22 protein-coding genes are annotated in these 21,711 nt (G+C 71.9%); 13 read left to right on the top strand and 9 right to left on the bottom strand.

Annotated elements, in window-relative coordinates; all coding sequences use genetic code 11:
- Positions 1-22 precede the first annotated feature (22 nt).
- Positions 23-181: a hypothetical protein gene (locus tag ACFXGI_RS28450; protein WP_384712440.1), complete on the top strand. Its 159-nt coding sequence runs from the start codon at positions 23-25 to the stop codon at positions 179-181.
- A 7-nt stretch (positions 182-188) separates the two neighbouring features.
- Here ACFXGI_RS28450 and ACFXGI_RS28455 read toward each other — a convergent pair whose 3' ends face one another.
- Together ACFXGI_RS28455 and ACFXGI_RS28460 are read right to left on the bottom strand one after the other, a co-directional pair.
- Positions 189-599 (bottom strand): RidA family protein, encoded by a 411-nt coding sequence (locus ACFXGI_RS28455; RefSeq protein ID WP_384712443.1) that lies wholly within the window; start codon positions 597-599, stop codon positions 189-191.
- Positions 596-1,369 carry an IclR family transcriptional regulator gene (locus ACFXGI_RS28460; RefSeq protein WP_384712446.1) on the bottom strand — a complete coding sequence of 258 codons (774 nt, stop codon included), beginning with the start codon at positions 1,367-1,369 and terminating at the stop codon, positions 596-598. Before ACFXGI_RS28460 ends, ACFXGI_RS28455 begins: the two co-directional genes overlap by 4 nt.
- A gap of 158 nt (positions 1,370-1,527) precedes the next feature.
- Between ACFXGI_RS28460 and ACFXGI_RS28465 the strand changes: the two genes are divergently transcribed.
- Genes ACFXGI_RS28465 through ACFXGI_RS28475 form a run of 3 tightly spaced genes read left to right on the top strand, consistent with a single transcriptional unit; the run spans position 1,528 to position 5,427 of the window.
- A complete protein-coding gene (locus ACFXGI_RS28465; RefSeq protein WP_384712450.1) occupies positions 1,528-2,808 on the top strand; it encodes an amino acid deaminase in 1,281 nt (426 codons plus the stop codon).
- A 13-nt stretch (positions 2,809-2,821) separates the two neighbouring features.
- Positions 2,822-4,393 carry an amidohydrolase family protein gene (locus ACFXGI_RS28470; RefSeq protein WP_384712453.1) on the top strand — a complete coding sequence of 524 codons (1,572 nt, stop codon included), beginning with the start codon at positions 2,822-2,824 and terminating at the stop codon, positions 4,391-4,393.
- Positions 4,394-4,416: 23 nt separating this feature from the next.
- Positions 4,417-5,427, top strand: coding sequence for a YdcF family protein (locus ACFXGI_RS28475; protein WP_384712456.1), 1,011 nt, complete (start codon positions 4,417-4,419; stop codon positions 5,425-5,427).
- A 24-nt stretch (positions 5,428-5,451) separates the two neighbouring features.
- Here the strand turns inward: ACFXGI_RS28475 and ACFXGI_RS28480 are convergent, their stop codons facing one another.
- On the bottom strand, positions 5,452-6,024 hold the full coding sequence (locus tag ACFXGI_RS28480; protein WP_384712459.1) for a GNAT family N-acetyltransferase: 573 nt from the start codon (positions 6,022-6,024) through the stop codon (positions 5,452-5,454).
- Between the two features lie 100 nt (positions 6,025-6,124).
- Here ACFXGI_RS28480 and ACFXGI_RS28485 point away from each other — a divergent pair, with 100 nt between their 5' ends.
- Together ACFXGI_RS28485 and ACFXGI_RS28490 are read left to right on the top strand one after the other, a co-directional pair.
- Positions 6,125-6,310: a hypothetical protein gene (locus tag ACFXGI_RS28485; RefSeq protein ID WP_030159484.1), complete on the top strand. Its 186-nt coding sequence runs from the start codon at positions 6,125-6,127 to the stop codon at positions 6,308-6,310.
- A 282-nt stretch (positions 6,311-6,592) separates the two neighbouring features.
- Positions 6,593-7,039 (top strand): nitroreductase family deazaflavin-dependent oxidoreductase, encoded by a 447-nt coding sequence (locus ACFXGI_RS28490; RefSeq protein ID WP_384712462.1) that lies wholly within the window; start codon positions 6,593-6,595, stop codon positions 7,037-7,039.
- A gap of 24 nt (positions 7,040-7,063) precedes the next feature.
- Here the strand turns inward: ACFXGI_RS28490 and ACFXGI_RS28495 are convergent, their stop codons facing one another.
- Positions 7,064-7,540, bottom strand: coding sequence for a macro domain-containing protein (locus tag ACFXGI_RS28495; RefSeq protein WP_384712465.1), 477 nt, complete (start codon positions 7,538-7,540; stop codon positions 7,064-7,066).
- Between the two features lie 100 nt (positions 7,541-7,640).
- A complete protein-coding gene (locus ACFXGI_RS28500; protein ID WP_384712468.1) occupies positions 7,641-7,913 on the bottom strand; it encodes a hypothetical protein in 273 nt (90 codons plus the stop codon).
- A 339-nt stretch (positions 7,914-8,252) separates the two neighbouring features.
- Between ACFXGI_RS28500 and ACFXGI_RS28505 the strand changes: the two genes are divergently transcribed.
- Positions 8,253-9,464 carry a pyridoxal phosphate-dependent aminotransferase gene (locus ACFXGI_RS28505; protein ID WP_384712471.1) on the top strand — a complete coding sequence of 404 codons (1,212 nt, stop codon included), beginning with the start codon at positions 8,253-8,255 and terminating at the stop codon, positions 9,462-9,464.
- Between the two features lie 90 nt (positions 9,465-9,554).
- Positions 9,555-9,968: a hypothetical protein gene (locus ACFXGI_RS28510; protein ID WP_384712474.1), complete on the top strand. Its 414-nt coding sequence runs from the start codon at positions 9,555-9,557 to the stop codon at positions 9,966-9,968.
- A gap of 47 nt (positions 9,969-10,015) precedes the next feature.
- Here the strand turns inward: ACFXGI_RS28510 and ACFXGI_RS28515 are convergent, their stop codons facing one another.
- On the bottom strand, positions 10,016-10,462 hold the full coding sequence (locus ACFXGI_RS28515) for a hypothetical protein (RefSeq protein ID WP_384712477.1): 447 nt from the start codon (positions 10,460-10,462) through the stop codon (positions 10,016-10,018).
- A gap of 143 nt (positions 10,463-10,605) precedes the next feature.
- Between ACFXGI_RS28515 and ACFXGI_RS28520 the strand changes: the two genes are divergently transcribed.
- From ACFXGI_RS28520 to ACFXGI_RS28535, 4 genes are read left to right on the top strand one after another with little or no spacing between them, the layout of a single operon-like run.
- Complete coding sequence (locus ACFXGI_RS28520) at positions 10,606-11,682, top strand: hypothetical protein (protein WP_384712480.1); 1,077 nt, start codon at positions 10,606-10,608, stop codon at positions 11,680-11,682.
- 14 nt (positions 11,683-11,696) lie between these two features.
- The gene (locus ACFXGI_RS28525; protein ID WP_384712483.1) at positions 11,697-12,884 is read left to right on the top strand and encodes a toxic anion resistance protein; all 1,188 of its coding nucleotides are present in this window, start codon (positions 11,697-11,699) and stop codon (positions 12,882-12,884) included.
- The gene (locus ACFXGI_RS28530; protein WP_384712486.1) at positions 12,881-14,515 is read left to right on the top strand and encodes a substrate-binding domain-containing protein; all 1,635 of its coding nucleotides are present in this window, start codon (positions 12,881-12,883) and stop codon (positions 14,513-14,515) included. The genes ACFXGI_RS28525 and ACFXGI_RS28530 overlap by 4 nt, the downstream gene beginning before the upstream one ends.
- The gene (locus ACFXGI_RS28535; protein ID WP_384712489.1) at positions 14,502-15,137 is read left to right on the top strand and encodes a hypothetical protein; all 636 of its coding nucleotides are present in this window, start codon (positions 14,502-14,504) and stop codon (positions 15,135-15,137) included. Before ACFXGI_RS28530 ends, ACFXGI_RS28535 begins: the two co-directional genes overlap by 14 nt.
- Positions 15,138-15,222: 85 nt before the next feature.
- Here the strand turns inward: ACFXGI_RS28535 and ACFXGI_RS28540 are convergent, their stop codons facing one another.
- Positions 15,223-17,076, bottom strand: a complete 1,854-nt coding sequence (locus ACFXGI_RS28540) for a phosphoenolpyruvate carboxykinase (GTP) (protein ID WP_384712492.1) — start codon at positions 17,074-17,076, stop codon at positions 15,223-15,225.
- 210 nt (positions 17,077-17,286) lie between these two features.
- On the opposite strand from ACFXGI_RS28540, the gene ACFXGI_RS28545 reads away from it, so the two are divergent.
- Entirely contained in the window at positions 17,287-17,964 is a 678-nt protein-coding gene (locus ACFXGI_RS28545; RefSeq protein WP_384712495.1) for a hemolysin III family protein, read from the top strand.
- A gap of 66 nt (positions 17,965-18,030) precedes the next feature.
- On the opposite strand, the gene ACFXGI_RS28550 is transcribed toward ACFXGI_RS28545, so the two are convergent.
- Positions 18,031-20,454: a galactose oxidase-like domain-containing protein gene (locus ACFXGI_RS28550; protein ID WP_384712498.1), complete on the bottom strand. Its 2,424-nt coding sequence runs from the start codon at positions 20,452-20,454 to the stop codon at positions 18,031-18,033.
- 40 nt (positions 20,455-20,494) lie between these two features.
- Positions 20,495-21,706 (bottom strand): glycosyltransferase, encoded by a 1,212-nt coding sequence (locus ACFXGI_RS28555; protein ID WP_384712501.1) that lies wholly within the window; start codon positions 21,704-21,706, stop codon positions 20,495-20,497.
- Positions 21,707-21,711: the final 5 nt, after the last annotated feature.

Raw genomic sequence — 21,711 nt, forward strand, 5'->3', positions numbered from 1 at the left:
CCCCGACCGGAGGAGCTCCGCCATGACCGTGTCCACACGCCCGCGCCGCCCGTACTTCGAGCTGCGCGTCGGCGACTTCGAGATGAGCCTGGGGCGGCGGCCCGCCCGGCTGATCGGTTGGCTGGGGTCCGCCCTCGTCTCCGCGGGCGGGGTGTGGGTGGGCGTCAACTGGCCCTTCTGAGGCCCGGTCAGCCGAGGACGGCGAGGGCGTCGATCTCGATGAGGAGGCCCGCGGGGAGACCCACGTAGACCGTGGTGCGGGCGGCCGGGGCCTCCTTCAGGCCCTGCTCCTCGAAGTAGGCGTTGTACAGGCCGTTCATCTCGGCGAAGTGGTCCGTGTCGGTCAGGTAGACGCGGATCATCATCACGTCGTCCCAGCCCGCGCCGCCGGCCTCCAGTACGGAGCGGACGTTCTCCAGCGTCTGGAGGGTCTGCTCGCGCAGGGTCGGGCCGGCGGGGGTGGGCGCCTGGCCGTCCACGTGCGGGAGGAAGCCGACCTGGCCGGCGACCTGGAGGATGTTCCCCTTGCGCACGCCGTGCGAGAAGCGGGCCGGCGGGGTGGTGTGGGTGTCGGGGGTGATGGCGGTCTTCTCGGTCACGGGGTGTCCTCGTCGTTCTGTGGGACGTGCGGGGAGCCGGAGTACTCCCGGCTGATGGTGTCGGCGGTGCGCAGGACCAGGGGGAGCAGTTCGAGCAGCCCCTCGGCGGTGACGACCACGCTGGGCGCGGAGACGGACAGGGCGGCGACGGCCCGGCCGCCCGGCCCGCGCACGGGCGCGCCGAGGCAGTTGACGGACTCCTCGTGCCCGCCGAGATCGGTGGCCCAGCCCTGCTCCCGTACGAGGGCCAGCTCGCGCAGGAAGGCCTGCGCGTCGGGGGTGGAGCGGGCGGTGTGGCGGGGGTAGTCGATGCGCTCGGCGAGGCTGCGCCGCTCGGCCTCGGGGAGGTCGGCGAGCAGCAGCTTCGCGACGGCGGCGACCGTGAGGGGGACGGGGCGGCCGATGCGGGAGTACATGCGGACGGGGTAGCGGCTCTCGACCTTGTCGATGTACACGACCTCGTCGTCCTGGTGGAGGGCGAGGTGCACGGTGTGGCCTGTGAGGCGGTTGAGCTCGACGAGGTGGGGGTGGGCGACGGTGCGGACGTCGAGGCTCTCGACCGCCTCGGCGGCGAGCGCGAAGAGCTGGGCCCCGAGGCGGTAGCGGCCGTCGGGCTGGCGGTAGACGAAGCCGTGTCCGTGCAGGGTGCGCAGGAGGCGCAGGGCGGTGCTCTTGTGCACGCCGAGCTCCTCGGCGACCTCCCCGAGACCCGCCGCGCCCTTGGCGAGCAGCGGCAGGATGCCGAGCGCCCTGTCCACCGACTGGCTCACGCCGCGTCCTTCCCTGCTGCCGCCGCCGTCCGCGGCGCGGGCTTTCCGGAACCCGTACACGCGGCCGGCCGTTGACCCCTCGTATGCAGGATGCTAGACAGCAAGCGGCACAATACGCAACGCACGTTGCAGAGAATGCAACGCGAGGAGGAATCCGCATGGGCAGCGACGCAGTCCGACGGCTCGCCGACGAACCGCTCGACCACCGGTTCAAGGGGCTTCCGCCCGATGCCGAGCGGGCGGGCCTCACCGTCGGGCAACTGGCCGCCGAGAAGCGGGACCTCTACTCCGGCGGGTTCACCACCCCCGTCCTCACGCTCGACGCCGAAGCGCTGGAGCACAACCTCACCGCCCTCGGCACCTACGCCGCCCGCCACGGCCTCGCCTTCGCCCCGCACGGCAAGACCTGCATGGCTCCGCAGCTCTTCCGGCGCCAGCTCGACCACGGCGCCTGGGGCATCACCGCCGCCGTCCCCCACCAGGCCCGCGTCTACCGCGCCTTCGGCATCCAGCGGATCTTCCTCGCCAACGAGCTCGTCGACCCGGCCGCGCTGCGCTGGGTGGCCGCCGAGCTCGCCGCCGACCCCGGCTTCCGCTTCGTCTGCTACGTGGACTCCGTCCGCGGGGTGCAGCTCATGGACCGGGCCCTGCGGGGGCAGCCCCAGGTCGTCGACGTCGTCGTCGAGCTCGGGGCCGGCGAGGGCGCCCGCACCGGCGCCCGGACCGACGAGGACTGCCGGGCGGTCGCCGACGCCGTGGCCGAGTCCGCCGCCCTGCGCCTCGTCGGCATCGCCGGGTACGAGGCCGAGGTCCCCGGAGCCGATCCGGAATCCGTCCACGCGTACCTGCGCCGGCTCACGGCGCTGGCCGTGGAGTTCGACGGGGCCGGGCGGTTCGCCGCCGACCTCGAGGAGATCGTCGTCAGCGCCGGTGGCTCCGCCTGGTTCGACGCCGTCGCCGACGTGTTCGCCGAACTCCCGGAGCTCTCGCGGCCGGTGCTGAGGCTCCTGCGCTCCGGCGCCTACGTCTCGCACGACCACGGCTGGTACACCCGGCTGACCCCCTTCAACCGCGTCCCGGAGGAGGGCGGCCTGCGCCCCGCCTTCCGGCTCTGGACCCAGGTCGTCTCCCGCCCCTCCCCCACGCAGGCCTTCGTCAACGCCGGCAAGCGCGACATCGCTTACGACCTCGGCCTGCCCGAGGCCGAGCTGGTCCGCGACGCCCTCACCGGCGAGGAGCGCCCGGCCGCCGGCGTCCGCGTGGTCAAGCTGTCCGACCAGCACGCCTGGCTGGAGACCGAATCCGCGGACGACGTGAACGTCGGGGACTGGGTGGCGCTCGGCATGTCCCACCCCTGCACGATCTTCGAGAAGTGGCCGCTGATCCCGGTCGTCGAGGCCGACGGCACGGTCACCGACTACGTCCGCACCTTCTTCTAGCCGAGCCGCGCCGGTGGACCTCGTCATCCGCGGGGCCCGCGTCGTCGACGGCACGGGCGGGCCCTCGTACACCGCCGACGTGGGCGTCCACGAGGGACGGATCGCCGAGATCGGCCGGATCCGCTCCGGCGGCCGGCACACCGTCGACGCGTACGGGCTCGCCCTGGCCCCCGGCTTCGTCGACATGCACGCGCACAGCGACCTCGCCTTGCTCCGCGACCCGGACCACAGTGCCAAGGCCGCGCAGGGCGTGACCCTCGAAGTCCTGGGCCAGGACGGGCTCTCGTACGCGCCCGTCGACGACCGCACCCTCGCCGAGGTGCGGGCGGCCATCACCGGCTGGAACGGCGCGGGCGAGGACGTGGAGTTCGACTGGCGGGACGTGGGCGGGTACCTGGACCGGCTCGACCGCTCCGGCATCGCCGTCAACGCCGCGTACCTCGTCCCGCAGGGCACCGTCCGCGCGTACGCCCTCGGCTGGGGCGACCGCCCCGTGACCCCCGCCGAGCTCGACCGGATGCGGACGCTCGTCGCCGAGGGCCTCGCGCAGGGCGCGGTCGGCATGTCCTCGGGGCTCACCTACACCCCCGGCATGTACGCGTCCGGCGCCGAACTGACGGAACTGTGCCGGGTGGTGGCCTCGTACGGCGGCTACTACTGCCCGCACCACCGCTCGTACGGGCGCGGCGCGACGGCCGCGTACGCCGAGATGGTCGCTCTGGCCCGGGAGGCGGGATGCGCGCTGCACCTCGCGCACGCCACCATGAACTTCGCCGAGAACGAGGGCCGGGCGGGCGAGCTGCTGTCCCTCCTCGACCGGGCCCTCGCCGACGGGGCCGACATCAGCCTCGACTCGTACCCGTACACCCCCGGCTGCACCACCCTCGTGGCGCTGCTGCCCGGCTGGGCGAACGAGGGCGGGCCGCAGGCCGTGCTCGCACGGCTGCGCGACGACGCGGAGGCCGAGCGGATCCGGTACGCGCTGGAGGTGACCGGGTCGGACGGCTGCCACGGCGTCCCGGTCGACTGGGCGACGATCGAGATCGCGGGGACGGCGGACCCGGCGCACGGGGCGTACGCGGGCACGCGCCTGCGGGACTGGGAGGGCGCCCGGCGGCTGCTGCTGGCGGACCGGCTGGGGCCGACGATCCTCCAGCACGTCGGGCACGAGGAGAACGTCCGGGCGATCATGCGGCACCGGGTGCACACCGGCGGCTCCGACGGGATCCTCCAGGGCGCGAAACCGCATCCGCGGGCATACGGGACCTTCCCGCACTACCTGGGCCACTACGTGCGCGAGCTCGGCGTGCTCTCGCTGGAGGAGTGCGTGGCCCATCTGGCGGGCCGGCCGGCGGCCCGACTGCGGCTCCCGGACCGGGGGTCGGTGCGGGCCGGGTACCGGGCCGACCTCGCGCTCTTCGATCCGGACACGGTCGCGGCCGGGGCGACCTACGAGAACCCGCGCGTGCTGCCGGCCGGCATCCCGCACGTGCTGATCGACGGGCAGTTCGTCATGCGGGACGGGCGCAGGACGGACGTCCTGGCGGGGCGGTCGGTCCGCAGGACGCCGTACAGGGGCCGTTGACGGTCCCGCCTACGATGGGCGGCATGCTCGCCTTTGTCCCCGCCGCGCTGTTTTTCGTCCTCTTCTGCGTGAGTGTGCGGGAGGACCGCCGGCGCTTCCGGAACGCGGTCCTCCTGGGCCTCACCCTCATGCTCGGTTCGATCGGCCTGCTGCTGCGGATACCTGAGCTGCCGTCACCGCTGGACGCGATCGCGGTCCTGCTGGTGCTGGTCGTGCCGACGCTCGGCACGCTCGTCCTCGGCGGGTACCTGATCCGCAACGGCCTGACGATGGTCCGCAAGGAGGGCCGCAGCCCGACCAACATGCTCTCCATGGCGGCGGGCCTGGGCATCTTCGGGCTGATCGCGCTGGTCCTCGGGGTGGCGGGGCGGGGCTCCCGGGTCGTGGACACGATGGTGGCGGGCCTGGTCATGCTCGTCGGCTACGTCTCCTTCATCTTCCTCTGCTTCCTGGTGTACGCCTTCCTGTACGGGCGGATCACCGTGCGCGGCGACGTGGACTACGTGGTGATGCTGGGCTCCGGGCTCATCTGCGGCGAGCGGGTGTCCCCGCTGCTGGCTTCCCGGCTGGAGAAGGGCCGGCAGATCCACGCCGCCCAGGTGGCCCGCGGCGGGCGGACTCCGCTGCTGCTGGTCTCGGGCGGGCAGGGGTCGGACGAGAAGCTCTCGGAGGCACGGGCGATGGCCGACTGGCTGATCGCGCGGGGCGTCCCGGAGCAGCGGATACGGCTGGAGGACCGCTCGACCACGACGAGGGAGAACCTCGCCTTCAGCCACACGATCATGGCCGACGCGGACCCCGGCTACCGCTGCGTGGTCGTCACCAACAACTTCCACGCGTTCCGGGCCGCGATGACGGCCCGCACGGCCGGGGTCAACGGCCAGGTGCTCGGCTCCCCGACGGCCACGTACTTCTGGCCGAGCGCCACCCTCCGCGAGTTCGTCGCGGTGTTCTGGGAGCACCGGACGGTGAACCTGAGCATCTGCGCGGGGATAGCGGCCGTGACGGCGCTGGCGGCCGTCACCTCGGCGTAGGCGCCGCGACGGGCGGCGGGAACGTCAGAGGGCGCGTTCGCGTGCGTGCAGGTGTCCGTCGGCGGAATGGGCGGGCGGATCCGCGGCCAGGACCCCGGTCAGCTCGTACCCGCATTTCTGCGCGACGCGGCACGACGCCGGGTTGTCCACCTGGTGCAGGAGCTCCAGGCGCGTCAGCCCCCCGACGCCGAAGGAGGCGAAGGCCCAGTCGGTCAGCGTCCGCAGGGCGCGCGGTGCCACGTCCCGGCCGCGGGCGTGTGCGGCGGTCCAGTAGCCGACCTCGGCGGACGCGGCTCCGGGAACGGCGCCCTTGAGGACCACGTGCCCGAGTATCCGCCCCTCCTCTTCCCCGTCGGCCCGGGACTCCACGACGGCGAAGGCGAGGCGGCTGCCCGTCTCCCCTCCCTGCTGCTGGTCCCGGACCCACTGCGCCGCGCTCGCCTCGTCGTGGACGGCGGCGCCCGTCCAGCGGCGCAGGGCGGCGTCCCGGTACACCTCGACCAGCTCGCCGCTGTCGGCCGGCCGCCACGGGCGCAGCAGGAGAGCGGGGGCGGTCGGCGTGGCGGCGGCCTCGAGCCGTAGAACGATCTTGTCCATGGAGGGAGGGTACGAGTCCGAAGTGCGTTCATGGGGATGGCGCCGGAGGATGAGGGAACCGGGGGCATGGAAGCAGGCGCATTTCCGAGGAGGTATCCCGATGGACAGTGAATCGGGCCAGCAGCCCAATCGGCCGGCCAAGCTCTTCAGCGGCGGGGAACGGCCGTACGACCCTGAGGACCTCGTGATGGTGCAAGGCATGGAGCCGACTCCGGAGCGGCTCGAGAAGGCGCGCCAGCTGATCGAGAAGGAGGGTCCGCAGGTCATCGAGCGCTACCTGCCCTAGGGAGGGCAGTGACGCCGCACGGAGCTGCTGGTGGCCCCGACCGGGGGCGGCGCCGTTCCCGGGCCGGGGCCGCACGCGCCGCTGCGAAGCGCTGCCGGCGGCGGCCTCAGTCCGACCACGAGCGCGATCCAGGCGACCACCGCGTTCGGGGCGTCCAGCGGCCGTTGATGACGGAGATCCCGGCCGCCGCGGCGATCACTTCGGCGCGCTTCCGGCCGACCGCATCCAGAATCGGTGAAGGATCGTTAAGCCGCGCGGGGGTCTGATTTCGGAGGCACCGCCATGCAGACGCTCACCATCGACTGGGACCACCCCACCGACCCGCGCCAGAGCCGCGAACGGGACCACGTACGGGACTACGTGACCACCGGCGGACTCGACGGCCACCTGTGGCACGGGGTCCCCACCCTCCTGCTCACCACGCTCGACCGTGCCACGGGCCGGACCTCCCGGACCCCGCTGATCTACGTCGAGGACGGGGGCCGCCACATCGTGCTCGCGGCCCACTGGGGCGCCCCGGAGCACCCGGCCTGGTACCGGAACCTGACCGACCACCCGGAGGTCCGCCTCCAGGTCGGCGCGGCCGTCTTCCAGGCCACGGCCCGCACGGCCCGCCCGGTGGAGCGCGAGGTGTACTGGCCGGCGATGACGGCCCTGTGGCCCCTCTTCGACGACTACCAGGTGTCCGCCTCCCCCCGCGCGATCCCCCTGGTGATCATCACCCCGTAGCCCCGGCGGCGTCCGCGCCCGTGATCAGGCGTGGTCGTAGACGGTCACGGCCACGCCCCGGGCGCACAGGGCCTCGGTGACCAGCGGCTCGACGCGGGACCACTTGCCCCCGGCGAGACCGCAGCCGATGCGGGGCATGTGGACCGAGGCGTCGAGCGCGAGCGCGTGCCCGCCGAGCGCCGCCAGGCAGCGCTCCAGCGCGTCGTAGCGGATGGGCGGGCCGCCGCTGCCCGTGCGTATGCCCCGCTGGGCGACCATGTTGGCCACCCACGTGTCCGGCCGCACCTGGACCAGCCGGACCGCGCCGAGGCCGAAGTCGTTGCCGCTGCGCCCCCGGTGCCAGGCCCGGAAGTCCTTCTCGGGCCCGGGCCAGCGCTTCGAGAGCGCCAGCAGGAAGCCCTTGCCCCAGCCGCCGATGTCGTTGCAGACGTGCGCGATGATCTTCGGCCCCTTGGCCTGCGGGCCCGTCGCGTCCCCCGCGATGATCCGAAGCTGCTCCATGTCCCGCCCCTTTCCCCCGCCCACGACCTTACGGGCGGCCACCGACAACGGCGCCGGCTCCGATGTCACGGTGGGGCTGGGCCGGCTGGGCGTCCGGCGGCTACAGGTATTCGCGGGCGAATTCCATCGCCCATTCCACCGCCGCGATCGGGACGCTGCCCGACAGCGGGTCGATGGTCAGGCGGGCGGCCTCCCAGCCCTGGTCGTGCTCGCGGTGGATCGCGAAGTGCGCCGCTTCGACCTCCTCGGCGCCCCCACCGCCCCCACCGCCCGCGCCGCCGGCCCCGCCCCCGCCGCCCTCCCCGCTCCGCGGTGCGACCAGGAACTCGATCGCCCGGTCGTCGCCGTCCGTCCCCACCGTGCTGATCGCCATGCCGCCGACCATGAATTCCACCGCTGCGCCCCCGCCTCTCGCGCCCCCGACCGACCGTCCGGGGCAAGCCTGCGCCGCGGCCCGCCGCGACGCATGAGTGCGCGTACTCATGCCCGTACTCGGGCCCCGTACGCACACCCCGACGTGACGAGTGCAACACCACACGTCCGGCGCCTCCTGAAGCCCACCCATTCCGCAGGCGGCAGCGGCGCGGTGGCCGCCGTTTCCAAGGGCGGACCGGGCCGCCACCGTCCCATCATGCGAAACGGGACATATCCGCCCCCTACTCCTGCCCCGAATACCCCGGCGGAGCGGCCGCCCGGCCCGTAAACTCCCGTCATGCAGGTGATCCAGTCAACGAAACTCGCCAACGTCTGCTACGAGATCCGCGGGCCCGTGCTCGAAGAGGCCATGCGGCTCGAAGCAGCAGGTCATCGCATCCTCAAGCTGAACACCGGCAACCCCGCGGCCTTCGGCTTCGAGTGCCCGCCGGAGATCCTCGAGGACATGCTCCGCAACCTGGGCAACGCCCACGGGTACGGGGACGCGAAGGGGCTGCTCTCCGCGCGCCGCGCGGTCGTGCAGCACTACCAGACCAAGGGCATCGAGCTGGACGTCGAGGACATCTACCTCGGCAACGGCGTCTCCGAGCTGATCCAGATGTCGATGCAGGCGCTGCTCGACGACGGCGACGAGGTGCTGGTCCCGGCGCCGGACTACCCCCTGTGGACCGCCTCCGTCAGCCTCGCCGGCGGCACGGCCGTGCACTACCGCTGCGACGAGCAGTCCGACTGGATGCCCGACCTCGCCGACATCGAGCGCAAGGTCACCGACCGCACCCGCGCGATCGTGATCATCAACCCGAACAACCCGACCGGCGCCGTCTACGACGACGAGATGCTGCGCGGGCTCACCGACATCGCCCGCCGCCACAACCTGATCGTCTGCTCCGACGAGATCTACGACCGGATCCTGTACGACGGCGCCACCCACACCAACACCGCCGCCATCGCGCCCGACCTGCTGACGCTCACGTTCAACGGGCTGTCCAAGAACTACCGCGTCGCCGGCTACCGGGCCGGCTGGATGGCGGTCTGCGGCCCCAAGAAGCACGCCTCGTCGTACATCGAGGGCCTGACGATCCTGGCCAACATGCGGCTGTGCGCGAACATGCCCTCGCAGCACGCCGTCGCGACCGCGCTGGGCGGCCGGCAGTCGATCAACGACCTGGTCCTGCCGGGCGGGCGCCTGCTGGAGCAGCGCGACACGGCGTACGACCTGCTGACGCAGATCCCCGGCATCACCTGCGTGAAGCCGAAGGGCGCGCTGTACCTGTTCCCGAAGCTGGACCCGGCCGTCTACAAGATCAAGGACGACCGGCAGATGGTCCTCGACCTGCTGCGGGCCGAGAAGATCATGGTGGTGCACGGTACGGGCTTCAACTGGCCCGAGCCCGACCACTTCCGGATCGTGACGCTGCCGAACGCCAAGGACCTGGCGGACGCGGTGACCCGGATCGGGAAGTTCCTGGACGGCTACGGCCAGCCGTAGCCGGTACGGCGGCACCCATTGCCGGATCGAGCACAACTTTAGAACCGATCCAATGTAGGATGGCCTCCTGACCACGCAGGAGGCCTCCTCATGTACGAGCCGATCCGCACGAAGTCGGTCGTCCACCGCATGGGCGGCCACCCCTCCGACAGCCATTCCGGGTACCCGCACAGCAGCCGCGCCGAGGCGCTGGACATCCAGCTCGCCGGGCACCTGGCGGCCCTGCTCGCCGTCACGGACGGGCTCGGCCTCGACGGCGCCGCCGCGCGGATCGCCGCGCAGGTCGCGCGTCTGCGCGGCTCCGATCCGGCGCGGGGGCCCCGCGCCGACATCGCGGACGCAGGCGACCTCGGCGCCCTGCACCAGCGGGCGCACGACCTCGCGGGGCGGACGCTGGTCGTCGCCGCGTCGCGCGCCGACACCACTGTCGCGATCCTCGCCGCCGAGCGCATGGACGCGCATGCCGCTGCACTGGCCTCGCGGGATCTGGCCGGCAGCCTCTGATCGGCCCCGGTCCGGGGCCGCGGAGGCTCCGGACCGGGCGCCACCTCCTATCCGGCGGGTCCGGCGGGTCCGGCTTCGGCCGGAGTGAACTCCGCCGCCGCGACCCCGCACCAAGGCGTCGTCGACACCGGCCAGATCGGACCCAGCGCCTCCGCGTGTTCCGTCGCGGCCGGGTCCACCCCCGGGAGTCTCACCAGGGCCTGGGGCGCGCGGGCCGCCGCCGGATCCGGGGTGGCCCTTTCGCGGAACTCGACCGTGACCACGTACGCGCCCCTGCCCTCGGGGCGGCCGCTCACCTCCACCGTCGCCACCACGCGGTGGCTGCCGGGGTCGATCCGGCAACCCGTGACCCGTACGTCCTCCACCGCCGGTCGCGGCGGCGCCGCACCCGGTTCGCCGCTGGCCCACACGTACAGGCCCAGCGGGGCGAACACCAGCAGGCCGGCCACGACCGTCAGGCCGACCGCCCAGCCCTGCCACTTCAACGCGCTCACGCCCATGGGACGATCCTCCCGGCCCGCCGCCCCGCCTGCCAGCACCGGCCGATCCACACAGCATTTCGAAGTGGGACCGCCTGGACACCTGACGTTCATTCAACTTGACGCGGAATGTGGGTTTCCGCGAGCACTCTGCACCCGTGAGACGCATCCTAGGTATCGCCCTGGCGGTCCTCCTCCTCGGCGGCGTGATCGCCGTCGCGCTCGCCGGAGGAGAAAAGACCCCGTCCACGGCAACGAAGACCGTGAAGGGCGTCATCGGCTCCGAGAAGTCCGAATACTTCCGGGACCCTGACGTCGTCAAAGCCCTGGCCGACAAGGGCTACACCGTAAAGACCGAAACATCCGGCTCCTGGGCGATGGACCAACTCGCCCTCAAGGAATTCGACTTCGCCTTCCCCAGCAGCAGCGAGCCCGCCCCGGAGATCGAGGCGGCGGCCGGTGTCAAGGGCGCCCAGACCACGAAGCCGTTCTTCTCCCCGCTCGTGGTCATCGCCCGCGCCAACGCCGCCAAGGTGCTCGCCGACAACAGCCTCGCCAAGATGACCGGCAAGAACTCGGGGACCCTCCTGATGGGGCCCTACCTCAAGGCGGCCGCCGAGGACCGCAAGTGGCAGCAGCTGTCCGGCTCCGCCGCGTTCGCCGAGCTGACCGGCACGGTGTTCGTCAAGACCACCGATCCGGCGACGTCCAACTCCGGGGCCCTGTTCCTGGCCGCCGCCTCGAACGTGGCCAACGACAAGACGGTGGTCTCCGACGACGCCGGCATCGACCGCACCGCACCCCTGATGCAGAAGCTGATCCGCGTCCAGGGCGCCCTGGAGCCGAGCACCGACGACCCGTTCCGGGCCTTCATCTCCGGCAGCGGCGAGCCCCTCATCCTGGCGTACGAGTCCCAGGTGGCCTCATTGCTCCAGCAGAAGCAGGCGCCCGGCGACATGGTCGTCCTCTACCCGGACACCACCGTCAACTCCCCGCACACCTTCGTGCCGATCAGCGAGAACGCCAAGGAGCTCGGCTCCCTCCTCGCCAACGACCCGAAACTGCGCGAGCTGGCCGTCCGGCACGGGTTCCGGCCGCAGAACGGGGTGCCCGAGTTCACCGCGGCCACCGCCTCGCACGCCGCGTACCTCAACCCGGAGCTGACCGGCATCCGCCAGGTCAGCGCACCGACCGTCAAGATCCTCATGGCGCTCGCAGCGCGCGCCAAGGGCTAGGGGGGCCTTCGCACATGACTCTGACACCACCCGAGGAGAGCCCGCTCGTCCTCACCGCCCCCGAGCCCGTCGCCCCCGTCAGGCGGGAGCGGGCCTCGGGCCTCGTCCCGCTCCAGGACGGGGTGCGCGACGAGATGGCCCGCCGGGCGGGGGAGTACGTCGGCTCGCTCGCCGGGGTCGACACGCGCTCCCCCGAGTTCGCGAGCCGCATCGGGGAGATATCCGCGCTCGGCGCCGGCGACATCCGCAGCGCCGCCCAGCAGTCCAACCGGATGCTCGACCGGGCCGTGCGGTCGCTCGGCTCCGAGGGCGGCGGCGACGCCCAGACCCGCGTCGCGGGCTCCCTGGTCGAACTGCGCCGCACCGTCCAGGACCTCGACCCGCGGGACACTCCCGCCAAGGGGGCCCGCAGGCTGCTGGCGAAGCTGCCGGGCGGCAACAGGTTCCGCGACCACGTGGCCAAGTACGCCTCCTCGCAGGCCACGCTGGGCAGCATCGTGGGCGCGCTGCGCGGCGGCCAGGACGAGCTGCGCCGCGACAACGCGGCCCTGCACACCGAGCGGGCCCGCCTGTGGGAGACCATGGGCAAGCTCCAGGAGTACGCGGTCCTCACCGAGGCCCTGGACACGGCCGTGGAGGAGCGGATCGCCGAGACCGGGCACACCGACCCGGCGGCGGCCGACGTGATGCGCGCCGACCTGCTCTTCCCGGTCCGGCAGAAGCACCAGGACCTGCTGACCCAGCTGGCGGTCTGCGCGCAGGGCTACCTGGCGATGGACGTGGTCCGGCGCAACAACGACGAGCTGATCAAGGGCGTCGACCGGGCCGCCACCACCACCGTGTCCGCGCTGCGGATCGCCGTGATGCTGGCCTCGGCCCTCGACAGCCAGAGCAAGGTGATCGAGCAGGTCAACGCCCTGAAGGGGACCACCGAGGACCTGATCCGGGGCAACGCGGACATGCTGTCCCTGCAGAGCGGCGAGATCCAGCGGATCGCGGCCGACCCGGCGGTGGGCGCGGAGACCCTGCGGACGGCCTTCGCGCAGATCTACGAGACCCTGGACGCGATCGACACGTTCAAGGCGCAGGCGACCGAGAACATGGCCGCCACCGTGGAGTCCCTGACCGGGGAGCTCCGGACCGCCTCGGCCCATCTGGCCCGTACGCGCACCTCCGGTGTGCTGGAAGGCGGTCCCCGATGAGCAGCGGTGGCATCCGCGGCGTGCGCACCTCATCGGCGCGCGGACGGCTGACCGCGGCGGTCGCGCTCGCCGCGACCCTGCTCGGGGCCTCGGCCTGCGGCGTCGGCTCTCCGGATCCGGCGAAGCCCACGCAGTCGAAGTACCAGGAGGGCAAGCTGCGGGTGCTGGCCTCCAGCGAACTGGCCGACATGGAGCCGGTACTGAAGGCGGCGAAGGCCGCCACCGGGGTCAGCGTCGAGCTCACCTGGTCCGGCACCCTGGACGCGGCCGAGCAGGTGGCCTCCGGGAAGGCCGACGGCAAGTACGACGCCATCTGGCTGTCCTCCAACGACTACCTGCGGCTGCGTCCCGAGGCCGCCGGGAAGCTCAGCAGCGAGACGCCGGTGATGTCCTCGCCGGTCGCGCTGGGCGTACGGGCGGAGGCGCTGGCCCGGCTCGGCTGGAAGCCGGAGGAGGTGACCTGGTCGGCGGTGCACGAGGCCGTCTCCGCCGGGAAGCTGACGTACGGGATGACCGACCCGGTGCGCTCCAACTCCGGTTTCTCCGCGCTGATCTCGGTGGCCTCCGGGCTGTCGGGCGCGCAGGCGGCGCTGACCGACGCGGACGTGAGGACGGCGCAGCCCAAGCTGAAGGAGTTCTTCGCCGGGCAGAAGCTGACCTCGGGCTCCTCCGGCTGGCTGGCCACGGCGTACGCCAAGCGCGGGGACGTGGACGCGCTGGTGAACTACGAGTCCGTGCTGCTGTCCATGAACCGCGACGCGAAGGCGGGCCTGACGGTGATCCGGCCGCGCGACGGGGTGGTCACCGCCCACTACCCGCTGACCCTGCTGACCTCGGCCCCGGCCGGGGCCCGCGAGTCGGGGCGGGCCCTGACCGACTACCTCAGCGGCGCCGAGGCCCAGAAGGCGATCACCGAGAAGACCTTCCGCCGGCCGGTCACGGCCGGGGTGCAGCCCGCCGCCGGGCTGAACGCGGACAAGCGGCGCGAGCTGCCGTTCCCGGGCACCCGCTCGGTGGCGGACGGGCTGCTGGCTTCGTACGAGAACGAGCTGCGCCGGCCCTCGCGCACGGTGTACGTGCTGGACACCTCGGGCTCGATGGAGGAGCAGGACCGCATCGGGCGGCTGCGCTCGGCGCTCACCGAGCTGACGGGGACGGGTGATTCGGGGACCGGGCAGCGGTTCCGGGACCGCGAGGAGGTGACGCTCCTGCCGTTCGGCGACAAGGTGAAGAAGGTGCTGACGCACGTCGTGGAGCCGGGCAACCCGGGGCCCGCGCTGGACGCGATCCGGGGCGATGTGAAGTCGCTGCGGCCGGAGGGGGGTACGGCGGTGTACGGCAGTCTGAAGGCCGCGTACGAGCACCTCGGCAAGGGCAACGCGGACGCGTTCACCTCGATCGTGCTGATGACGGACGGGCAGAGCGGCGACAAGGCGAAGGACTTCGACTCCTTCTACGCCGGGCTGCCGGACGCCCGGAAGCACACGCCGGTCTTCGCGGTGCTGTTCGGGGACTCGGACCGCAAGGAGCTCACCCACATCACCGAACTGACCGGCGGGCGGCTCTTCGACGCCACCGACGGCAACGGTTCGCTGAACGGAGCCTTCGAGGAGATCCGTGGCTACCAGTAGATCCGTGGCGAGGGCGCTGCGCACGCGTCTTGTCGACTACCTGGAGTCGGGGAAGAACCTGGCGGGCAGCGCCTGCGGGGTGGTCGGGCTGGGCCTGACCGTCACCGGGGTGGCGGGCACGTACTGGCCGGTGGTCGTGGCGGGGCTGTACGGCGCGGGCGCGCTGATCGCCCCGCCGGAGCGGCCGGCGCCGCCCGAGCCGCGCGGGCCCTCGCAGCAGCTGGACGACATACGGGAACGGTTCGGCCGGCTGCGGGAGTACGTGGCCGAGGTGGACCTGCCGGATCCGGCCCAGGGCCGGCTCGCGGAACTGATGGAGCTGTACGGGGCGCTGCTGGAGCCGGGGTGGGTGGCCGATGTGCTGGCCGCCGACCCGGAGTCGGTGCACGCGCTGTCGCGGGCGATCGGGCTGGACGTGCCGGAGTGCGTGGACACGTACAACCGGACGCGCTGGTGGACCCGGCTCACGCCCGGCGGGGAGTCGCCGGAACGGCACCTGGAGCGGCAGCTGTCGCTGCTGCACGAGGAGGCGGAACGCCTGACGGCGGGCCTCCGCGAAGCAGAGGCCCGCCGTCAGCAGACGCACACGACCTACCTGGAGGAGCGCGGACAACACTCCTGACAGGCTTCGGCCGGTGCTGCGGTGGGAACCGCTTGGTCGGGGGCTCCCACACCCAGGTGCCCGGAGTCCGCTCCGGGCAGGTCTTTCAGCCCAGGCGCTCGACGAGCGCGTGGTACTGGTCCCACAGCTCCTTGGGAGTGTGGTCGCCGTAGGTGTTCAGGTGCTCCGGGACCAGGGAGGCCTCGTCGCGCCAGACCTCCTTGTCGACGGTGAGCAGGAAGTCCAGGTCCGCCTCGGGGAGGTCCAGGCCGTCCAGGTCGAGGGAGTCCTTGGTCGGCAGGATGCCGATGGCGGTCTCGACGCCGGCAGCCTTGCCGTCGAGGCGCTCGACGATCCACTTCAGGACGCGGCTGTTCTCGCCGAATCCGGGCCACACGAACTTGCCCGCGTCGTTCTTGCGGAACCAGTTCACGTAGTAGATCTTCGGGAGCTTGGACTGGTCCTTGCCCTTGGCCACGTCGACCCAGTGGCCCATGTAGTCGCCCATGTTGTAGCCGCAGAACGGCAGCATGGCGAACGGGTCGCGGCGCAGCTCGCCGACCTTGCCCTCGGCGGCGGCGGTCTTCTCGGAGGCGATGTTCGAGCCGATGAAGACGCCGTGGTTCCAGTCGAAGGACTCGGTGACCAGCGGGACGGCGGAGGCGCGGCGGCCGCCGAAGAGGATCGCGGAGATCGGGACGCCCTTGGGGTCCTCCCACTCGGGGGCGATCGTCGGGCACTGGGAGGCCGGGACGGCGAAGCGGGCGTTGGGGTGGGCCGCCGGGGTCCCGGACTCCGGGGTCCAGGCGTTGCCCTTCCAGTCGATGAGGTGCGCGGGCGCCTCTTCGGTCATGCCCTCCCACCAGACGTCGGAGCCGTCGGGGGTGAGCGCGACGTTGGTGAAGACGGTGTTCGCGTACATCGTCTTCATGGCGTTGGCGTTGGTGTGCTCGCCGGTGCCGGGGGCGACGCCGAAGAAGCCGGCCTCGGGGTTGATCGCGTACAGGCGACCGTCCTCGCCGAAGCGCATCCAGGCGATGTCGTCGCCGATGGTCTCGACCGTCCAGCCGGGGATCGTGGGCTCCAGCATGGCCAGGTTCGTCTTGCCGCAGGCGCTCGGGAACGCGGCGGCGACGTACTTCGCCTCACCCTGCGGCGGGGTGAGCTTGAGGATGAGCATGTGCTCGGCGAGCCAGCCCTCGTCGCGCGCCATGACGGACGCGATGCGCAGGGCGTAGCACTTCTTGCCGAGCAGGGCGTTGCCGCCGTAGCCCGATCCGTACGACCAGATCTCGCGGGTCTCCGGGAAGTGCGAGATGTACTTGGTGGTGTTGCAGGGCCACGGCACGTCGGCCTCACCCTCGGCGAGCGGAGCGCCGAGGGTGTGGACGGCCTTGACGAAGAAACCGTCGGTGCCGAGCTCGTCGAGGACGGGCTTGCCCATGCGGGTCATGGTGCGCATGGCGACGGCGACGTAGGCGGAGTCGGTGATCTCGACGCCGATCGCGGAGAGCTCGGAGCCGAGGGGGCCCATGCAGAACGGGACGACGTACATCGTCCGGCCCTTCATGGAGCCGCGGAAGATACCTTCCTGCCCGGCGGAGCCCCCCTCACCGGTGAACAGGGCCTTCATCTCCGCGGGGGCCTTCCAGTGGTTGGTCGGGCCCGCGTCCTCCTCCTTCTCGGAGCAGATGAAGGTCCGGTCCTCGACGCGCGCGACGTCGGACGGGTCGGAGGCGGCGTAGTACGAGTTGGGTCGCTTGCCCTCGTCCAGCTTCTTGAACGTGCCCTTGGCGACGAGCTCCGCGCACAGGCGCTCGTACTCGGCCTCGGAGCCGTCGCACCAGACGACCCGGTCGGGCTGGGTGATCGCTGCGATCTCGTCCACCCAGGAGATCAACTCCGCATGCCGGGTGGGGAGTGTCGAGCCGGAAAGGGGAGCCGCGTTCTCGCGCGCCACGATTGCTCCTTGAAGAGGGGTTGTTTGGTGTTTGCCCCGTGGGGGCTGCGACCCGGACGCTTCGCGCTCCGCTCATCCGGTGCCGACCGCACTCATCTGATCATCCGGTGCGTGTGCGCATATGTCCAGGGGGCTTCTCACGTGAGCATCGCCACTCCCGTCAATCTTCCGTAAAGCGCACTAACGGAAACCTACGGACCCGTAGGTAGCATGGCGGCCATGACTTCTGACGCCGCCGCCGCTCCGGCCGCACCGGAGGCCAAGCCGCTGATGCGCGGCTGGCTGCACACCGGGATGTTCCCTGCTGTGGTCGTCGCGGGCCTGGTGCTGATGGCCTTCACCGAGTCGACGCGGGCTCGGGTGGCGTGCGGGGTGTACATCCTCACGGCCTGCCTGCTGTTCGGCGTCAGCGCCGTGTACCACCGCGGCACCTGGGGTCCGCGGGGCGAGGCCATCCTGCGGCGTCTCGACCACGCCAATATTTTTCTGATCATCGCGGGGACCTATACCCCGCTGACGGTGCTCCTGCTCCCGCCCTCCACCGGACGGACGCTCCTGTGGGCGGTGTGGATCGCGGCCGCGGCCGGCATAGCCTTCCGGGTCTTCTGGGTCGGCGCCCCGCGCTGGCTGTACACCCCCTGCTACATAGCGATGGGCTGGGCCGCGGTCTTCTTCCTGCCCGACTTCCTGCGCACCGGCGGCATCGCCGTCCTGATCCTGGTGATCGTCGGCGGGTTGCTCTACAGCGCGGGCGGCGTGATCTACGGGATCAAGCGCCCCAACCCCTCCCCCCGCTTCTTCGGGTTCCACGAGGTCTTCCACTCGCTGACCCTGGCCGCCTTCGTGGCCCACTACGTCGGCATCTCGCTCGCCGCGTACCAGCACTGAGCCGGGTCGAAACCCCGGCGGAGCCCCGGCGCCGACGGGCGCCGGGGCTCCTTCCGTCACGGGCGGCTACGTGCAGGCGTAGCCGTCGCCGTCCGGGTCCAGGCGCAGCGGGTCGCTGCCGTTGACCTTCATGCGCTTCGGGTACTGGTGGGAGGCCAGCCAGTCGCAGCGGGCCTTCGCCGTCTCCTTCACCTCCGCCGGGAACTTCGTCGGCACGCACTGGCTCGCCGTGCCGTAGTGCCGGTCGCAGCCGGCGACGCCCGGGGCGACGGGCACCGAGTCCCGCTTCCCCGGGTTCTGCTTGGGGGCCGCCTGCGGCGCGTCCGCGAAGTCGTGGACGTGCGGGGACGGGGCTTCGTCCGCGGCCGCGAGCGCCGAGGCGCCGCCCAGGTGCACCCAGGTCGCCACCGACGGGACGCCGTTGGCGTCGACTCCGAAGAGCATGTACCAGCCGGGCGGGGCCAGGTTCGGGTTGGTGGTGACGTTGAGGTCGACGGTGGTGGCGTTGACCACCGACAACGGCAGGTCCACGTACCGCTGGTTCGGGTCCGAGGAGTGCGTGACCGCCGCCGGACGGATCAGCTCCGCCTTGGCGATCGGCCGGTCGACGGTGATGCGCTGCGTGTCCCCGTACACCCACTGCGTGTCGATCACCGAGGTGAGCTTCGGGCGCGCTCCCTTGAACAGGTACGGCGGGGTGTAGATCGACACGTTGTTGTTGTACGTGCCGTTGCCGGGGTTGTCGCCGACCGCCATGACCCGGCCGTCGGGCAGCAGGAAGGCCCCCGAGTGGTAGGTCCGCGGGATCGGGTCCGCCGGCAGCCCGGCCTTGTAGGTGTTGGTCACCGGGTCGAAGAACGAGGCCTCGTACACCGGGTCGGCCCGGTCGTGCAGCCCGCCGCCGGTCTCCAGCACCTTGCCGTCCGGCAGCAGTACGGCCGACACGTACATCTTGCCCTCGGCTCCGGTCTGCGCCCGCCTGACGCCGCCCACGTCGACCAGGCCCTGCGGCAGGTCGGGGCCGGCGGTGTACGCGGGGCTCGCCGCCTTCAGGTCGATCAGCTCGGTGAGCCTGTTCGCCGCCGGGTTCGACTCGTTGTTGCCGCCGCCGATCGTCAGGACCCGCTGGTCCTGGGCGGGCGGCAGCAGCACGCTCGCCGACTCGTCGCGCTCGTCCTTCTTGCGGAGCCCGGGCACGTCCGTGATCGTGTTCGCGTTGTAGTCGTAGATCGACGCGCCGCTGCCCTGCGTGCCGTTGCCGAAGGTGTGGCTGCCGGAGTAGAAGAGCCGCCCGTCCTGCATCAGGATCATCGAGGGGTACAGGCCCCAGTAGGACCAGGTCTGGTTGACCTCGTTCATCGGCAGCCACTTGTTCTGCGCCGCCGAGAACTTCTCCGCCGTGACGTTGCCCGTGGAGTCCTCCTTCAGACCGCCGAAGGAGATCACGTCGCCGTTGCCGAGGATCGTCGCCGACGGGTACCAGTGCCCGCCGTTCAGGTCGTTGGTCTTCGTGTACGCCTCGGTCGCCGGGTCGAAGACGTAGGAGTCCTTCAGTCCCTGGTAGCCGGTCTTGCCGTCGGCGGACGGGTACCCCTTGTTCCCGCTCATGACGAGCACGCGGCCGTCCGACAGCTGCACGTGCCCCGAGCAGAACATGTCCACCGGCGTCGGGATCGTCTTGAAGGACCCGTTCGCCGGGTCGTACACGGCCGAGGTGAACGTGCCCGCGTTGAACTGCGCGATGTCGTTGCCCGAGCCCGCGATCAGCAGCACCTTGCCGTTCTTCAGCACGACCGCGTGCATCGAACGCACCGGGTTCCTGGCCGGGATCACCTCCCACTTGCCCTTGGCGCACTCGTCGGGCGTGCCCGTGCAGCCCGGCTGCGGCGGGGCCGCGCCCACCTCCTCCAGCGCGTAGTCGTCGGTGGTGAGCGTGCCCACCCCGTAGACCGAGAGCCCCCACGTGATCTTGTCGGTGCCGGGCGGGACGGCGGGCGTACGGACCTCCGTGCGCGCCCAGCCGGCGCTGACCGGCGGGTTCTGCAGGTCGGTCCAGTACTGCCAGCCCGCCGTGGTGTCGTGGCGGAACACGGTCACCGACACGTCCGGGGTGTTCGACTTGTACCAGGCGGACAGGTCGTACTGCCTGCCCGGCACGACCGTGGGCGCGCAGGTGGTGTTCTCGGTGACGAGCGCCTTGCGGTCGCCGCTGAGGCGGCGGGTGAGCGAGACCTTCATGGCCTTGGTGCCGCTGTGCGCGTCGGCGACGGTGGCGAAGGTGAAGTCGTTGTCGCCCCAGCCGGACTTCTCCCAGCAGGACGGCATGTCCGCGCCGGGTGCGCCGGCGGTCTCGAAACCGGAATTGGTGAGCAGATTGGGCGGTCCGGCCGTGGCCTGCTGCGGTGCGGTGAGCAGCAGGCCCGCGGTCATCGCCCCGACGGCGGCCAGGGCGGCGCGCCGCCCGGCCCTCCGCCGGATGTTCGCTGGCATGGACGGTTCCCTTCTGTTCTGTACGGCGGCTCGGTGCGGCTCAACTCCTGGTGGTGCGTCCCGTACGCGCGGTACGGGTCCCCCGCGGCAGGTAGACGAGGGCCTCGGTGGCGGCGAACCGCAGGACGAAGGTGGTGACCAGGGCCAGCGCCGTGGCGGGCAGCACCTCCATGCCGAACCGGGCGACGAACAGGGCGATCAGCGGGATCCGCAGCAGGAGATCGGCGTTGGCCAGCAGGGCGAAGCGGCCGACCCGGTCCGCCCAGTGCCGGTGCCGGCGCCGGTCGCGGAAGAGCAGGGTCTCGATGAGGACGAAGTTCCAGAGCACCCCGGCCTGGTTGGCGGCGATCTCGGCCGGCAGGTAGTGCACCCCGGCGTGCGTGAGCAGCCACAGCGCGAACAGGTTCGGGACGAAGCCGGAGAGCCCGATCAGCCCGAATCCGATCATCCGGGCCAGCGGGGTCGCGGAACGCAGCGCGGCGAGGTGGGCGAGGAACCGCAGCCCCTCGCGGGCTCCGGACTTGGACTCGCCCGCGTAGCGGTCCTGGAAGACGAACGGTACTTCGGCGACCTTGGCGGGCCGGCAGCGCACCGCCAGCTCCAGCAGGATCTTGTAGCCGAGCGGTTTGAGGGCGTCCGCGGTGACCGACGGGCGGCGCATCGCGAAGAAGCCGCTCATCGGGTCGCTGATCCCGCGCAGGGCGCGCGGGAAGAGCCCCTTGGCGAGCCAGGTCGCACCGCGCGAGACGGCGACGCGGTGGTTCCCGGCGAGTCCGGCCCGGCTGCCGCCGGGGATGTAGCGGGAGGCGACGACGAGATCGGCGCCGGTGCGCTCGCCCTCGCCGACGAGCTCGGGCACCAGGTGGGGCGGGTGCTGGAGGTCGGCGTCCATGACGACGATCCAGTCCGTGCCGGCCAGCTTCAGGCCTTCGACGACGGCGCCGCCCAGGCCTCCGACCGCCCGCTCGCGGTGCAGGACGGAGACCGGGAAGGGCAGGTCGAGGGCGGCCTTCTCGATGACGGCCGGCGTGTCGTCCGTGGAGTCGTCCACGAACAGCACCGCGCAGGGCAGGCGGCCGGGGAGGGAGTCGGCGAGCCGGCTCAGCAACTCGCCGATGTTCCCCGCCTCGTTGAAGGTCGGGATGATGAGGGTGACGCTGCCCGCCGCCACCTCCCCGCCCTCGCCCCCCGCACCCGGAATAGAGACTTCCGGATCGCTCGGGGCGTGCGGGGTCCACAGGTCCTCGCTCATGGCGG

The organism is Streptomyces sp. NPDC059355 (assembly GCF_042752335.1).
Lineage (GTDB): Bacteria > Actinomycetota > Actinomycetes > Streptomycetales > Streptomycetaceae > Streptomyces.